The organism is Dyadobacter alkalitolerans DSM 23607, from assembly GCF_000428845.1.
GTDB classification, from domain to species: Bacteria; Bacteroidota; Bacteroidia; order Cytophagales; family Spirosomataceae; genus Dyadobacter; species Dyadobacter alkalitolerans.
In genome coordinates this window covers 149947-166378 of the sequence record NZ_AUAS01000001.1, presented here as the reverse complement: position 1 = coordinate 166378, position 16432 = coordinate 149947, and the positions used below count along the sequence as shown (strand labels likewise).

The window sequence follows — 16432 nt, the reverse complement described above, 5'->3', positions numbered from 1 at the left end:
CAAATTTTGAAAAGAAACTTACGGCATAGGACTGCCGATTTGAAGTTTCGGGATTGCAAATATAGAAAGAATCTGGTAAAAACTGACAAACTGTCATACTAAGCAGCAGTCATAAAAAACCTTAAAAAGGATATCCAACGCCGAGGTTAATGTTTAGGAAATTGGATTGCGTACGGTTAAAAAGCTTGTTGAATTGTAGTTCATCCAACACAAACCGCTGCAATGCAGGATCATAGACCTTGATCCCGAAATCGAAGCGAAGGATAAAAAAGGAGAGGTCATAACGGATCCCGAAGCCGGTTCCGATGGCAATGTCTTTTAAAAATTTATCCGCTTCCAGTTTCTGTAACTCGGTTGCGTCGCCTCCCAGGTTCCAGACATTTCCCGCATCCAAAAACACAGCATAATTGAGATCTCCGAAGAACTTAGCCAGATAACCCCTCCATTCCAGATTGGCTTCCAACAAAAATTCACCCGGCGATTCAATGGTCAGGCCGGTTGGTGTTTTTTTAGGAACTGAACGGCCCGGTCCTAAGCGGCGCGGAAGCCATGCGCGAAGACTGTTGGAGCCGCCGGCAAAGAAATATTTTTCATAAGGCGGGACTTTGTTGTCGCCATAACTGTAAATGCCACCTGCATTAACCCTCGCCACAAAGGCCGAACGTCTGCCGGTTGCCCAGTAACGACGATAATCCGCATTCCAGCGCAGATATTTATAAAACTGAAGACTGTCACCAAACACGGTTTTGATCAGATTTTCCTGCTTGGGAAGAACATTCAACGACGTTCCGCCCGATTCCAGCGCTACGCGAAAGTAATGTGCATCTTTCTGAGGGCCTATCAGCGCATTGGTGTTATAAGTGAAGTTGAAATTGATATCAGATACAAACGACCTTCTGAAACTGGTATAAAGGTTGTTTCCCTGGTTTTGCAGGTCTTTGAGCAACGCCTGGAAATCTGCACGTGTGTTTTGGGTGTTGAGAATGTTAAGGTCAACGAGCGATAGGTTGAACAATGTTTTGCTCGTCGGCTGCCAGGAATAGGTCATTGCCACCTTCACATTCGTCCGCGTGTATTCCGGGCGGTTGATGTAATTGTAGCCAAATCCAACCTGAGTTCTCGGGTTGTAGCCTGCGGTTTGCTTTTGCAGTAAACTCCCGGGCGTAAGCAGTCTTGGAAAGGTTAGGGAGGTGTTTAATCCAATTTCCTCGCTGCGATAAATTGAGCTGTTGCCCAAAAATCCGGGAACAAGCTCGATCCCGCCGCGGAGGTTGGCTTCGAAGTTTTCGAGCCCGTTGAAAACATTTCGAATCTTATAGGATAGGTTGGCAAACGGCCCCGGCGCACCTTGCAGCTGGATCACATTCAAACCAATGTCAGTGGAAATCTGATATTTTTCGAGCGGAATGACTTTAAAGTAACTGTTAACGCCAGTTCCCGTAGAATCAAGCGTGTAGGTGTAATTCACAAAGCGGAACTGGTCAGTCAGGGAGAGTTGCTGCTGCGTATCGCGTTCTTTTTGCTGGCTGTAAATAGCGCCCGGCCTGACCTGAATTTTGCTGTCTAAAATCCGGGTTGCAAATCTTTTATCAGAAAAAGTATAATTGATCCCCCGAAAATTGACGGTGTCTTTTCTTGCATAAGCAGAATCCGCGGAGCCCGACGGCGGCAGCACTTCAAAATGCACGGAATTGATCTTGTAACGTTCGCCGTTCCTGATCGTACCCGGCAAATCCACCTTCACTTTTACATCCACCGACTTGAAAAAAGTGTCCGTGGCGGCATTAGTGATCGTGTCGTTGATCAGGTAAGAAATATTCTGGCGTGAAAAACCGAGGTAACCCTGGTTCCGTAGCAACGTCTCAATTCTGATCCGCTCTTCTTCAAACGCATCGCCGTCATAACGTTTTTTTGATTGCAGCGCCGGGTTTTTATTGCTGGCGCTGATAATGCTGTCGGCCATGTTGTTGCGGACTTGATATTCAATGTCACGAATCATCGTCGGCCGTTTCTCCGTTACAAAATAGTTGACCCTGACCCGGTTAATGATCGTATCCGGTTTCGCGGTAACTGATGCCTCGAAAAAGCCGTTGTTATAAAGATATCGCTGCATTTTCTCTGCATTCTGAGTTATCTCGGCTGCATTGAAATACACGGGCGCTTCACCCAGCACGCGCATCCAGAAATTTCCTTCGTCCACACGTGTCTGTGCTTTTTCCAGTTTCTTTGAGTAGCGCCGCTGAATCTTTTCGAGCTTCCGCGGAGAATTTTCGTTTAAGCGGGATTCATTTTGATATTTTTGTGTGATTTCAATTACTTTCCGCTGTTTTTCTTCGCGGTTGTAAAAGAGCTCACCAAAGCGATAAAGACCAACATAAGGAAAGAAAGGCAGGCCCAGAAGGCGTCTGTTCGGTTTTTGAGGGATGAGCGCATCCAGTTCGGAATCATTAATGACCTCATTGCCTTTAATGGAAGAATTGCCAAGATAATAGCTCTTGGATTGGGAGGCGGGCTTGGGCGCACAAGACGACAATCCCACAAAAATCAGGAAGAAATACCAGCTATATGTAATTTTACAATTAATATTCAATGCTGTCAAAAAATCGTATAAAGTATATTAACTCGCTTAAAATCAAGAAGTACAGGCAGCTTCACCAATCTTTTATTGTGGAAGGCGCCAAGAGTGTGCTGGAATTGCTGGATTCCGATTTTAACATTGAATTTGTGTTAATAACGCAGGAATTTCAGCAAAAATACGCAAGTATTTTAAGCGGGCATCAAACTATCACAGAAACGGTAACGATGCAGGAACTGGAAGGTCTTGGATCTTTTCAAACCAACGATTCCTGCCTGGCTGTTGCTAAAACGAAGCAAAATGAGTTTTTGTCTCCCGCGAATTCAGAATATGTGCTCGTTTTGGACGACGTCCGCGATCCGGGAAATCTCGGTTCTATCATCAGAATCGCGGATTGGTACGGGATCAAAAAAATCATTTGTTCCAATGACACAACGGACGTTTACAACCCCAAAGTGATTGCCGCCAGCAAAGGCTCATTTACGCGGATTAACCTGTTTTACACAGACCTGACTTCCTACCTGGCTGGAAATGCCGCTGGAAAACCGGTAATAGGCGCTTTTCTGGGTGGCGAATCGCTGTACGATTTTAGTTTTGCCCAATCCGGAGGTTACATTGTCATGGGTAACGAGTCGAATGGAATTGGCAGTGCAGTTGAGAAATTTGTGACCAATAAAATTACAATTCCGCGGGTAGGAGAGGCAGAATCATTGAATGTAGGCATTGCAACGGCCGTCATGCTGGATAATCTCAGGCGGCAGGTCCATATTCCGGCTTAGTATCGGCGTTCCGCCATTTATTCATGAGCAGCTTTATGCGAAAGCTCTTCTGCATATTCTTTGCCGAGATAGCCATCGATAAAATAATGGGCAATGTAAAGCAGCGGCGTCAGCAGGATCGCGACAGCGCCTTTGTATAAATAATTAATGGTGCCGACCGCAAATATCTGGTTCAGGTCCCAGTTTCCAAATACATAAAAAGCAATGGTAATCACCACAAAGCTATCGACGAGCTGTGAAAACATGGTAGAACCCGTTGCTCTGAGCCAGATGTATTTGCTGCCCGTCTTTCGGCGCAGCCAGGAAAAAACCGAAACGTCTAGCAACTGTCCCAGCAAAAATGCAACGATCGAGCCGATCATTATGCCGAGTCCCTGGTTAAAGATCTTGGAAAACGCATCATTGATATTGAAAACATTGCCCGCCTTGTCTGTGTTGTTGATGTCCAGCCAGAATTGCGCCGGTGGCAAATTTGTCGCCGCGAGCACCGTGATGAACGTGTAGGCAATGAAGCAGGCCGTCAGAAATGAAATGCGTTTCACCCCTTTTCTGCCAAAATATTCATTGATAATGTCGGAAGTAATAAAAACGACGGGCCAGTTGATCACACCGGCCGTCATGTTGAAATCAAGTTTTTGTCCTCCGATTGGCAGCTGCGCCGGCGCAATGCCGAGCAGCGTTTCTACCGAAAATATCTTTCCCCCTATGATCTCAGCGATCAGCGCATTTGTCAAAAAAATCCCGCACAGCAATAAAAACAGCCGCTGCCGCTTGGCTTCCTGGTTGGAAATATTCTCTACGGTCATTTAATGTGACAAAAACTGCTGTTAGGAAAGGGTTATGCGGCTATCAGGCAATGACGTCTTCGACGGTTTTCGACGACAGAATGCGGTGATTTTCCAGGAAGAATTCGATCTTGTCCATCGCCTGGTTCAGTTCATCAACCGTTGGCAGAAAAACGATCCTGAAATGATCGTCGGAAATGTAGTTGAAGCCTGTTCCGGCCACTACAAGCACTTTTTGATCGCTTAGCAAGTCATAAACAAACTGCTCGTCTGTTTTCAAGCCAAACTTTTTCAGATCGATTTTTGGAAAAACATATAACGAACCCTTCGGTTTTACGCAGGTTATGCCTGGAATGGAAGTCAGCCGGTCGTAAACCAGGTTCATTTGCTTGTGCAGCCTGCCGGTGGGGGCAACCAGTTCTTTAATGCTCTGATAACCGCCCAATGCAGTTTGGATTGCATATTGCGTGGGCACATTGGCACAAAGACGCATGCTAGCCAGCAGCAAAATTCCTTCAAGATAAGATTTCGCTTTTTGCTTGGCACCGCTCAAAATCATCCACCCGCCACGGAAACCGGCAGAGCGGTAATTTTTGGAAAGGCCGCCGTAGGAAACGCAAAGTGTTTCGGTTACCAGCGTGCCCATCGGATAATGTACGGCCCCGTCATAAAGGATTTTGTCATAAATCTCATCCGAGAAAATGATCAGGCTGTGTTCTTCTGCAATTCTGGCAATGCGTGTCAGCACATCCTTTTCGTAAACAGCGCCTGTTGGATTGTTTGGATTAATGAGGACAATGCCTTTGGTTTTTGAAGTGATCTTCTTTTCCAGGTCGTCCAGATCCGGATTCCAGTCCGACTCTTCATCACATACGTAATGCACGGGCGTGCCTCCGCTCAATGCAATGGCCGCAGTCCAGAGCGGATAATCCGGTGAAGGCACCAGGATCTCGTCCCCAGGGTTCAGCAATGCCTGCATGGAAAGCAGGATCAGCTCGCTTACACCGTTGCCTATGAAAATATCATTTATTTCAACATCTTGTATACCAATCGTTTGCGTGTAATGCATAACTGCCTTTCTGGCCGCAAACAATCCTCTGGAATCTGAATAGCCCTGCGCATTGCGGAGATTCATGATGATATCGTGAACAATTTCGTCCGGAGAATCAAATCCGAACGGGGCCGGGTTGCCGATATTCAGGTTATGGATTTTATAACCAAGGCTTTCCAGCTCCAATGCTTTTTGATACGTAGCGCCGCGGATCTCATATTTGAGGTTGTTCAGGCGCTGGCTTTTTAGAAATTCCATTGTTTTGAGATAGGATAACTTCCAAAGTTAAAAAATTCAATCATAAAAAAAATTAGCTGGCCCGAGACAGACCAGCTAATTTCAAACTATTACGTAATAAGGAAGTGCATTATCTTTAATTCTTATTTTCGAACCAGGATCTCCTCGGTAACACGCCATCCATTGCCGCCCATGTAACCATATCTCAGATAGAAGGTTTTGGTTGCCGGATCGTACGTGTTATTTGCTTTGGATGCTCCCGCCCAGGCTGACTTGTAAGGCGCTGGTAGTTCTTTGTCGAACTGTGTATAAGGCGCTCCTGCAGCTCCTGCTGCCGGTGTTATCGTCACCTTATTGGTTTTTGGATCAATGGTCAGGTTGGCATTGTACCCAGATCCACCCAAATCGCCTAATTCAACGGAAACTGTGGTTGGTGAAACCGTAACCATTGGTTTGTCCTTTGCAACAGCTCTTGGCGCAGTCGGGTGATACACGTATCCGGTTGCAGCATAAGTGGCATCGTAAATGTTCTTCGCCTTCACTGCCAGCAGGATCGTTCCGAAATTCCCGCTCACAATGCCGCTCGAAACCGACTTAATCTGGATCGGAAGCACGTAGCTTTTAGCAAAATCGAATTTCGAAGGTTTCAGTTTAATGACGACCTCAGCTCTGCGCTGTCCTTTTGGAATTACCACTGTTGCGGGAATGGTGTAAAGGTCCGGCGTTATGGCTTCGAATGCTTCCTCCTGTTCAGTATTGTACTGCGTTACTGCCGCTGTGTCCACACCCAATGTTACTGTGATATCCTCAGGCGCAACATCCGCTCCCGAGTAACTCACCGTAATGGGATAATCGGCTTCATCAGCCAGGTCAAACGATTGAGAGTAAAGTGAGTAAGTGCTGCCGGAAGGCGATACAAAGCTGGACGGGTTTTTAAACTCGACCACATTCGTCGATATGTCCGGATCCAGGTTCATGTCGTCTTTCAGGCATGATGTTACGGCCATACCGAAGAGGAAGAGGCCTGCTATTTTCATTGAATATTTCATATCAGATTTTTCAGTTAGGATCCCAGAAGATCAAATCAGTAAATGGGTTAATCACTCTGTAATTTCCAGCATTGTACGACTGCTCGGAGGTTGGGTAGAGAATTCTTGAAGGCAGCTTGTCGGCACGTGTGGATGTAGACAGCATGGAGGCGATGTTGTGATAACCGTCACCGTTTGGCTGTGTAACCGGATAGCCTGTTCTTCTGAATTCGTTATAACCTTCCTCAGAATTGATCATATTGACTGCAATCCATTTTTGCGTGATGATCGCTTCCAGGCGCTGAGCAGGTGTTGTGGCCAGTTTGATGTTCACCAGATAACTGGCTGCATTTCCTGCTTTGTAAGCAGCAACGTCTGCCGTTACATTCTTTCCAGCTGCAACCACATTGGTCACATCTTTGTACAGATAAGTGTACGATGCGGCGATACCCGCGTCGAAACTTGCAGCAAAATCGCCTGTGATGAAACCTTTCAATCTTGCTTCTGCCTGTAAGAACTGGGCTTCGGCGAGCAGCATCAGCACTTGTCCCTGGCTTGGTCCTTTCAATACGCCGAGTGCATTGCTAATGCTGGAAGCGCTGCTGAATGTGCCGGTATACCAGGTAGAATAGTTGGTAATGATCGTTGGCGCATCCACTTCGTTTCCAAGCTGGTTCACAGGCGTGTTTGTTTCGAAGTTTTTGTAGATCACTTCACCTCTTCCTATGTCCTCCAGCTTTTGACCTTTATAAAATCCGAAAGCGAATTCCGAGGGAAGCCGTGATGGAGCTTGTGGGGCAAGTGTTCCGGTGCTTTGATAGCCCCAAGCGTTCCAAAGTGGATTTGGCTTGTCTTTGACATATCCAGGATTAACGATTGCATCGTCGGTAATGAAACCGAGTGTTTTGTCCAGTGCAGCAAATTTTGTCGTTACAAAAGAAGAAAGTGCTGGCACCCCCGAAACACGGACCAGGATACGAAGTTTAATCGTGTTGGCAAACTTTTTCCATTCTTCCATATCCCCGCCAAACATAGGGTCTGACGAAGAGTTCAGTGCTGTCGGAAATTCTGCTGCATCTATCAGTGCAATCGCTGCGTCGAGTCTTGTCACCAGATCCTGATAAATAGTTGCTGCATCGTCATACTTCGGCGTCAGGTTTGCATTATTCTGCAAAGCTTCTGTGTAAGGAATGTCTCCGAATGCATCGACTAATTTTTGAAAGTTATAAGCAACCATAATGTTGGCAACAGCATTGGCATAAGCCTGCGTATCGTCACCCTCCGTCTGATCGATCACATATTTATAATCGTTCAGGTTGTCATACGAATTTACCCACAGTGCATTGTAATTGTCCGGGATCAGCTGATAGTTAAACAAGTTACCAAATCCCGAAAAGCCACCCGCATTCGCCATATAACCACCGAAATGTGCGCCATAGCTATTATACTGGCTTGCTACCGAAGCCGTGCCGGTAATGGCGGCAGGCAAAACCAACAGTGGTTGTACACTCGTAGCCTGGTTGGGATTGGTGTTTATATCGAGATAATCACTACAAGATGAGAGAACTGTGACTAACAGCACCAACATCCAACTGATATTATATTTTTTCATTATTGTTTAAATTAGAATGTTAATGATAATGTGCCGCCGAAGTAACGCGCAGGTGGCGTTTGTCCAAGGCTTGTAAAACCTACTGCGTTGTTGTCTGCCCCCAGTGAGCTATACTCAGGATCTGTGTAAAGATTTGATTTTGGAGCCCAAATGAAAAGGTTTCTTCCCTGAACGCTGATGCTTGCACCTTTGATCACTTTCGTTTTATCAAGTAATCCGGCAGGCAACTCGTAACCGATGGATGCTTCGCGCAGCTTCCAGAAGCCTGCTGAATTTGTAAAATTCCGGCCAATGTTAGTATTTCTTGTTCCATCAGTCCAGAAATCAGCACCACCGCTTCTTACGGCAATGTTGGTGTTTTCAACATATTCGCCTTCTGCATTTTGGTATGATGAATTTGGAATTACAAAACGATCTCTGTTGTACCAACCTGTGCGTACACCAGCACCAGAAAAGTCATATCCGCCGGAAACAGAGTTGTAAATGTAATGTCCGTTGCGATATTCAAACAGCAAGTTCAGTCTTAGCTTTTTAAAGCTGATGCCTCCATTTACACCCAGGATATGGGGCGGATTGGTGATGCCTACATCATTAAACGTGCCATTGGTAGACGGATAACCAGTTTTTGCATCAACAATAATTCTTCCCTGATCATCTCGGTTGTAATCTGTTACCTGAAGGAGTGGGAAAGGAGAGCCTACTTTTGCTATTACTCTTGCGGCGGAACCAGATGTACCGACACTTAACTCGTTAGATTGTGCAGACAGCGAAAGCACTTTGTTCTGGTTGTAAGTGTAGCTGGCACCCAGGTCAACCGTTAGTCCCGAAGCAGTCTTAATCGGAGTGACACGCAATGTTGCTTCGATTCCTTTATTTTCAACCTCTCCGATGTTCGTTCTTAAAAATCCGTAACCTGTAGAGTTTGGGATCAAAACTGTAATGGTCTGGTCAACCGTGTTGGTCTTGTAGTATGTAATACCACCACCAATGCTCCATGGACGAAATTCAAAATCAATCCCACCTTCAATTCCTGTCGTAATTTCAGGTTTCAGGTCGGCAGAAACAAGGGTGTTATCCAGTACAAAACCAGCGCCGCTTGTATAAGGGTAACCAAAACCTTGCGAGAATGTGCTGCTCAGTGAGTAAGCACCAAGGTTGTTCAAAGGAATAGGACCAAACTCTCTGTTATTGCCCAAGTTGACCTGTCCAACCTGCGAATAACCTGCACGCAGCTTTAGACTTTCCAGGAATTCAGAATTTGAAAGTGCAGGGATCGCATCGCTTACTATGAATGAAACGTCGGCAGAAGGATAGAAGAATGAGCGGTTTTCTTTAGCCAGGATTGAGCGCCAGTCATTTCTGCCAGTAACGTGCAGGTAAAGGAATTCTTTAAAACCAAGGCGGGCTTCTCCATAAACCCCAATTTGGCGTGCTTTGTAAGTTCCTTCATTGGCGATTGGTGGGTTCAAGCTGTTCCCAACATTGTAAAGTCCGTCAATCACCAGACCATTTGCTACCACATTCATTGCCTTTGTTGCATTTTCACGAACAGTTGTTCCCAAGGCAATATTCAGGTTGAAATTAGGGGTCAGATTCGTTCTGAATTCAGCTAGAAAATCGTTTACGAATTGTGTTGTGTAACCAGCGTAGTCTACAACTGAACCAGCTACATCTGTTTTGGAGCTTCCTGAGATGCTCTTTGTATAATCTGTAAAAGTGAATTTGTTGGTATACACTTTCCCGGAAAGGTTACGTCCGCTCATACCCACGCGGTATGTGAAAGTCAATGGTTTCACAGGATTCCACTTCAATTCCATGTTACCCTGCAGATAGTCATTGCGCTGGTCCCAGCGGTTGTTGGACAATGTAAAGTAGGGGTTATGGTAATATTCGTTGAAATATCCGTTTGGATTCGCGAAAGGATTGTTCTGCCAATCTTCATATTTGGTGACATCTACCTGGCCAGGTGACATTAGAAGATTCTCATAAGCATTTCCGGTAAGGCTGCTTTGTGCAGTACGACCAGCAATAAAGTTTGTGTTAAATGATGCAGTCAGGTTTTTGTAAATGTGACGCACCACGTTCGCACGTACGCTGTATCTTTTATACTTGTCATATGGAACAGTTGATTTTTGATCAAAATACTGTGCTGACAAGTAGAATGTGCCTTTTTCATCACCAGTCGTAACACTTAGGTCAGTTTGATTAGCCACACCTGTGTTCCAGAAGTCCTCGCGGAAATTTTTGGTTGAATAAGGAACAGATTGAATAGAGCCATCCTGTAATGGCTTACCAATGTTCACCATCGATCCGTCGTATGCCGGACCATACTGCTGGTTTTCGTAAGGCGTATACGTAGGTACATCATCCGGTGTTGTTCCCGATCCGAAACCGTTTTGCAGCTGAGGAAGGAAGCTTACTTTTTCAAGTGTTGTGGTGTTGGATACTTTGAACTGCGTTACGCCCGATTTTCCTTTTTTAGTGGTTACAATAAGGGCACCATTGGAAGCATCGGATCCATATAATGCGGCTGCACCTGCACCATTCAAAACCTGGATATCTTCAATATCTTCCGGGTTAAGGTTTCCCAGGATATCGTTTGTTGAGATAATGTTGTCGATTACAACCAGTGCCTGGTTGTTACCGGTCAATGAGCGGTTACCGCGAAGTACCAGACGGTAATTCGGGTTCACCCCGCTGCTTACACCCATAACCAGCAAGCCCGGCACACGGCCCGCAAGGCTGGCCGCCACACTAATGGGTTTGCCTTGCACGATGTCCTGCGCTTTGACAGTGGTAGACTGGTTACCCAGCTCGCGGCGTTGCGCCGTAAGACCGCCGGCAGTAATCACGACTTCATTCAGTGCCAGTTCATCCAGTGCTAAAACAACATCGAGCGTTCCGGATGCAGGTGCTTTCAGTTCCTGGTTTAGGAAGCCGACAAAAGAAAAGATAAGTGTTTGACCCGGGCGCGCATTAATGCTGTATTCGCCTTTATCATTGGATAGTGTTCCGGTACTAGTGCCGGCAATTCTGATTGATACGCCGGGAAGAAGTGACCCGTCGTCCTTGGAAGTAACCGTCCCGGTCACCTCCCTGCTTTGGGCGAAAGCCTGACTGCAGAGCAGCAGCAACCCTCCCAAAAAGAGTAGTAGATTTCGTTTCATTAAGTTAGGTTTGTTATAAAAAATGCTTAACGTAAAAATAATTATTGTTTAGACAATTGCAATTAATAAGTCACCTTTTCTAAATTAAAATTTGTCTGTATAGCAGTTTCTGCTGAGAAAATTTTACAAATAGTATAAGGTCCAGAATTTAAAACATGTTTCGGTGCTTTGACGATTGGGCATAAAAAAAAAGGGGACAAAATGTCCCCTTTTTAATCAATGTCAATAAGTTTAATTAGAACTTATCCCACCATAATTTAGTCGTTACAAGGTCACCGCCGATTGCTGTTGCAGCCGACTCGCGGTTTGCACCGTTCAGCGTTTGCTCGTTGATCGGGTAGATCATTCTAACAGGGATAGCAAGTCCGGCAGGGGCGTTACCACCTGTCGGAGGAAGCAATTTTGGATAATCCAATCTTCTCCATTCAACCCATGATTCCCATCCTCTGTTGTACAATGCAAGCCATTTCTGGAAACCGATCTTTTCTTTCCAGTTAGTAGCAGCGGTTGCGTAAGCTACTTTTGGTTGTGCAAGATAAGCAGTTGTTGCAGCTGTAATTTCCGCAGCAGGAGTGCCGATGTTATCCAACCAGTATTCGATAGAAGCGCCAACACCTTTGTTGTAATGTGTTGCAGCAGAACCGGTAATGAAGCCTCTTTCAACAGCCTCAGCCAGCAATAGCTCAACTTCCGCATAATCCAACAATATTCCTTCCAGATCCGGCTCGATAATGTTGTCTCCCACGTGAGAGAAAGCAGAATATGTGTTAGAAAAACCATAAGCTCCACCTACATATTCACCATCTTCGTTAGGAGTGAAAAACGCAGGAAGCCTTGGGTCTTTCAGTTCTTTCAAAGGATTTACAAGTGTAGCAGAAGCTACGAAATCCTGACGGCTTGAATACAACGGGTTCAGGTTTTGAGCAATCACGTTGTAGTTGGGAGGCGTGCTGATGTATGGGAATGCAGCGTTGTCGTTGTTCGAAGTGAAAACATTCGGAGCAGCTTGTGCAACCAGTGTTTTCGCTTTTGCAGGATCGCTGTCCGCAATAATCATCGCCAGTTTCAGTTTCAATGAATTGGCAAACTTAGCCCACTGTGCCTTGTTTCCTTCATAAAGCAGGTCGCCATTGCTAAATGGTGTACCGGGTGCAGTGAATTTTGGAATAGCAACGTCCAGACGGGCCAGCAGATCATCGTATACTGTTTTTGCGTCATCATATTTAGGCAATACATTATCCGGATTCAAAGACTCCGAGTAAGGAATGTTGCCAAAAGTATTTACAAGTGCGGCCCAAGCCATCACTTCTACAACTTCAATCTGTGCCAGTTGCACATCTCTGTTTGCAGGCAGGATGAACTCATCAGCATTCAGCAATCGGCGCGCTTCATTCAAATCCGAAATCACACCTTTATAAAGTCCCTGCCAGAAAGCCTGGGGAACTGTACGTGCTGTTACATTGTAACGAGGCTCATCCAGATAAGTGGTTGTTGCCCACTGCTGTACATATAAGCGATAGTTATTTACGTTCACGTTAGGGCTGGTAAGTGTATCAGCAAGCCCTTTTAGTGCATTAGAGAACAACGTCACCGGCGGCACCTCCGAAGGACGCTTCTGGTCGACATTGTAGTCGTCCAAGCTGTCGACACAGGCGGTCATCAGCAGGATCGGGAGAAAGAAAATGATTAATCTTTTCATACTATATTTTAGAAACGGAATTTAACATTGAAACCATAACTTCTTACAGCTGGATATGCACCACTCTGGTATCCACCAGCACCATTCAGCAAGCCTGAGCCCAAGCCTTCTTCCGGATCCTGATAGTCCATATTTTTGCTGATAATCCAAAGGTTACGTCCGATTACAGAAACGTCGATTCCTTTGAAAGCGCGTAGTTTGGAAACGAATTCTTGTGGAATAGAGTAAGTCAACGCAACTTCTCTCAGTTTAATATAGCTCGCATCGTAAATGTACATGGCACGCGGAGGGTTGGTTGGGTAACCATATGCTGTATTTCCGTTTCCATCGGAGTTTTCAGCTCTGATATCGTTAGGCGTTCCGTCAGCTTTTACACCTGGGAACAATACACCACCCGGCTTGTCTGTAAGGCCCAGCTTGTTTCCTTTTGCGTCGTAGTTGTAAGCAGGATCTCTTTTAGGATTGCCAAGCTCGTTCAAACCAGCAGTGTTAGGATAAAGACCTGTTCCTTCTCCATACCACTGATCCAGTGACCAAACATCTCCACCGTGACGAATGTCAAGCAGGAAGCTCAATGACAACGATTTGAATTTCAAATTGTTGCTAAGACCACCGATCCAGTCTGGATTAGGGTTACCAATGATTTCAGCAGAACTTGCAGTTGCCTGGTAAGTACCGTTTGAACGCACCACTTTCTGGCCGTTGTCTTTGTGGTAAACAAAGTTTGTACCGCGAATGATACCAAATGGTTGTCCAACAGCAGCATTAAGGGAAACTCCACCTTGCAAACTGGCAACTGGTACGTTTGCAACACCTTCATACAAGCTAACAACCTCGTTTCTGTTACGTGCAAAGTTTGCGCTTAATGTCCAAGAGAAGTCAGGCGTTTTGATAGGCGTTACATAAGCAGAGATCTCGATACCTTTGTTCTGTACTTCTCCTGAGTTGATATACTTGAAAGCAAATCCTGTCGCCGATGAAACAGATACAGGAAGAACCTGATCAAGTGTTTGTGAACGGTAGTAGGTAAAGTTGAAACCTACGCGATCATTCAGGAATGCTGTTTCTAATCCGAATTCATAGCTTTTTGTACGCTCTGATTTCAGGTTAGGATTGTTTTTCGTGTTACGCAATGTAAAGTATGGAGTGGATCCGATACCGGTTGGTTTGTCATAAACATCCAAAAGACTTCCCCAAGGAGCATCATTACCAACTTCCGCGTAGTTAGCGCTCAATTTACCCATTGTCAACCAGTCAAATTTGAAACCTGGCAGGTTAGAGAAGTTGAAGTTGGCCCCTACCGCAGGATAGAAGTAAGTGTTGTTGTCTTTCGGAAGCGTAGAAGATTTGTCTTGTCTTGCTGTAAGGTCAAGGTTAACAAGATCCTTGTAGCCAAAAGAAGCCTGTGCGTAGATACCATCCACACCAATGCGCTGATAAGTTTCAGAAGGAGCTTCGATAGCATTGATAGAGTTAAGCAGGGAATAAAGTCCCGGCACAACCATACCGCCGTTCGTTTTAGCTCTTACAGCGTTCAACTTGGATCTGCGCATGCTTCCACCCGCCAAACCTGAGAAGTTGATATCCTTTGTGATTGCTTTACGGAAGTTAACGATTACGTCCAGGTTGGTTTCGTTGAAACCTCTGTTATAGCGGCTGTATTCCGCAGGGCTTGAACTGTTGAATGCGATTCTTTCCTCCTGGAAATCCTGTGTTCCGTTGTAAGCGAAACGACCTGTGATGTCAACCCACGGCGCCAGTTTGTAAATAGCCTGTGCGTATCCGAAGAAGTTGTCACGTGTATCGTTCGAGTAGTTCTGATAACGAGAGTAGTATGGGTTTTCAGAGTAAATAGGACCGTTTGTATCAAATGGTCTTGTTGGGCTTGCCCAGTTCCACGTTACATTCTGCTCATTTCTGAAATATGCGTCTTTTTGTTCTAAAAGGTCAACGTTTGTCTGGAACCACTGTCTGAACTGTTGGTTAGGGTTTTTACCATCATAACCTGTTCCGTAGCGACCAAGACCTTTGATCTGCGAATAGTTAGCGTTAGCCTGAACCGTCAGTTTTTTAGTCAGGTCGAAGCTTGCTGAGAAGTTGAAAAGGTTTTTGCCCAACTTACTGTTTGGAAGCACACCTTTCTCATCATTTCTTGTATAACCAACTTTGAAAGTTGTGTTGTCACCTCCACCAGTGATGCTTACGCTTTGGTTGGAGTTTACACCTGTTTCGTAAAATGCGTCCGGTCCGTTTGCAGCAGCAACCCATGGCGTCATTTTCTGGTAGTTTGGTGAGCTAGGGTCAAGTGCATCCCACTGATAAACCATCACGCTAGGATCAAACTTAGGACCGAAAGAAGCATCCGCATCAAACAAGGTGATGTTTCCTTCTCCCGAACCCAGGTTACCACGGTAAAAACGCGTTTTTGCGCGATCACCATCATATCCTGCACCATATTCTTTCTGGTACTTCACAAAAGTTGTTTTGTCGATCTTACCCCAGGTAACACCGCTGTTCACAACTACGTCGAAGCTGTTTTTACGTCCTTGTTTGGTTGTGATCAAAATCACCCCGTTGGATGCGCGTGAACCGTACAATGCAGTTGCAGCAGCACCTTTCAAAACGTTTACAGAAGCAATGTTGTCAGGGTTGATATCCGCTGCGGCATTACCGTAGTCAGTTCCTGCACGTCCTGTTTGCTGATCGGATGTGTTTGTGTTGGCATTGGAAACGGGCACACCGTCGATAACCCAAAGAGCCTGGTTGTTACCGGTAATGGATTTAAAACCACGGATAACCGCGCTGGTCGATCCACCCATGTTATTGTTTGTTTTAATGTCCAAACCAGCTACTTTACCGGCCAGTGCGTTCATTACGCTGGGGTTACGCGCCTGTGTGATTTGCTCAGCGTTCACCTGCTGCGCTGCGTACACCAGCTCATTTCTTTTTCTTTCCTGGCCTAATGCCGTTACAACCACTTCTTGCAACTGGCTTACATCATTCTTAAGCGAAACATTAATGGTTGTCTGACTTCCCACAGCGGCTTCCTGAGTTTGAAAACCGATAAAGCTAAATACCAGCGTCGAATTCGATTCTGCATTGATCGAGAATTCTCCCTGGGCATTGGTGGTCGTACCGCGATTAGTACCTTTCAAAGAAATGTTCACACCTGGCAGTGCGGAGCCATCTTCGGCGCTGACTTTACCAGTCACGGCGCGATCCTGGGCGAATACCTGTGCCGTCAATAGCATCAAGCATCCCAGTAGGGTTAATAGAGTCTTCCTCATACGTGTTAAAAGAGTTAGAATTGTTATGTTAACATAATGTTGCAAAAATAATTATTAGTTTAACCATTACAACCTTTTAATTGCAATTTTTCAAAATAAACTTTGGTATCCACTGTGTTTTTGACAAATATTATACCTGGATTAGCGCATTTTTTGCCATTTTTTAAATGTTTGATTTATGTGAAAAACCAGTTACTATTATATATTTGTTA

At 45.3% G+C, this 16432-nt stretch carries 9 protein-coding genes; 1 reads left to right on the top strand and 8 read right to left on the bottom strand.

The genetic code is table 11. From position 1 onward, the window contains the following. Nucleotides 1–121 precede the first annotated feature (121 nt). Nucleotides 122–2590 carry a translocation and assembly module lipoprotein TamL gene (gene tamL / locus G395_RS0100680; protein ID WP_229203897.1) on the bottom strand — a complete coding sequence of 823 codons (2469 nt, stop codon included), beginning with the start codon at nt 2588–2590 and terminating at the stop codon, nt 122–124. On the opposite strand from tamL, the gene G395_RS0100675 reads away from it, so the two are divergent. After that, a complete protein-coding gene (locus G395_RS0100675; protein WP_026628279.1) occupies nt 2590–3354 on the top strand; it encodes a TrmH family RNA methyltransferase in 765 nt (254 codons plus the stop codon). The two genes, tamL and G395_RS0100675, sit on opposite strands and share 1 nt — an antisense overlap. 17 nt (nt 3355–3371) lie before the next feature. Here the strand turns inward: G395_RS0100675 and G395_RS0100670 are convergent, their stop codons facing one another. From G395_RS0100670 to G395_RS0100640, 7 genes are all read right to left on the bottom strand, one after another. Then, nucleotides 3372–4160 (bottom strand): queuosine precursor transporter, encoded by a 789-nt coding sequence (locus G395_RS0100670; protein WP_026628278.1) that lies wholly within the window; start codon nt 4158–4160, stop codon nt 3372–3374. A 43-nt stretch (nt 4161–4203) separates the two neighbouring features. Then, nucleotides 4204–5448, bottom strand: a complete 1245-nt coding sequence (locus G395_RS0100665) for a pyridoxal phosphate-dependent aminotransferase (protein ID WP_026628277.1) — start codon at nt 5446–5448, stop codon at nt 4204–4206. Nucleotides 5449–5570: 122 nt separating this feature from the next. Further along, entirely contained in the window at nt 5571–6476 is a 906-nt protein-coding gene (locus G395_RS0100660) for a BT_3987 domain-containing protein (protein ID WP_026628276.1), read from the bottom strand. Nucleotides 6477–6486: 10 nt separating this feature from the next. Then, nucleotides 6487–8067 (bottom strand): SusD/RagB family nutrient-binding outer membrane lipoprotein, encoded by a 1581-nt coding sequence (locus G395_RS0100655; RefSeq protein ID WP_026628275.1) that lies wholly within the window; start codon nt 8065–8067, stop codon nt 6487–6489. Between the two features lie 11 nt (nt 8068–8078). Next, nucleotides 8079–11234, bottom strand: a complete 3156-nt coding sequence (locus tag G395_RS0100650) for a SusC/RagA family TonB-linked outer membrane protein (RefSeq protein WP_157486500.1) — start codon at nt 11232–11234, stop codon at nt 8079–8081. A gap of 235 nt (nt 11235–11469) precedes the next feature. Next, nucleotides 11470–12933, bottom strand: coding sequence for a SusD/RagB family nutrient-binding outer membrane lipoprotein (locus G395_RS0100645; protein WP_026628273.1), 1464 nt, complete (start codon nt 12931–12933; stop codon nt 11470–11472). 8 nt (nt 12934–12941) lie between these two features. After that, the gene (locus G395_RS0100640; RefSeq protein WP_026628272.1) at nt 12942–16220 is read right to left on the bottom strand and encodes a SusC/RagA family TonB-linked outer membrane protein; all 3279 of its coding nucleotides are present in this window, start codon (nt 16218–16220) and stop codon (nt 12942–12944) included. Nucleotides 16221–16432 lie beyond the last annotated feature (212 nt).

Coding starts and splice junctions, on each gene's coding strand:
- G395_RS0100675 (WP_026628279.1), top strand. CDS start 2,590: ATGCTGTCAAAAAATCGTATAAAGTATATTAACTCGCTTAAAATCAAG.
- G395_RS0100670 (WP_026628278.1), bottom strand. CDS start 4,160: ATGACCGTAGAGAATATTTCCAACCAGGAAGCCAAGCGGCAGCGGCTG.
- G395_RS0100665 (WP_026628277.1), bottom strand. CDS start 5,448: ATGGAATTTCTAAAAAGCCAGCGCCTGAACAACCTCAAATATGAGATC.
- G395_RS0100660 (WP_026628276.1), bottom strand. CDS start 6,476: ATGAAATATTCAATGAAAATAGCAGGCCTCTTCCTCTTCGGTATGGCC.
- G395_RS0100655 (WP_026628275.1), bottom strand. CDS start 8,067: ATGAAAAAATATAATATCAGTTGGATGTTGGTGCTGTTAGTCACAGTT.
- G395_RS0100650 (WP_157486500.1), bottom strand. CDS start 11,234: ATGAAACGAAATCTACTACTCTTTTTGGGAGGGTTGCTGCTGCTCTGC.
- G395_RS0100645 (WP_026628273.1), bottom strand. CDS start 12,933: ATGAAAAGATTAATCATTTTCTTTCTCCCGATCCTGCTGATGACCGCC.
- G395_RS0100640 (WP_026628272.1), bottom strand. CDS start 16,220: ATGAGGAAGACTCTATTAACCCTACTGGGATGCTTGATGCTATTGACG.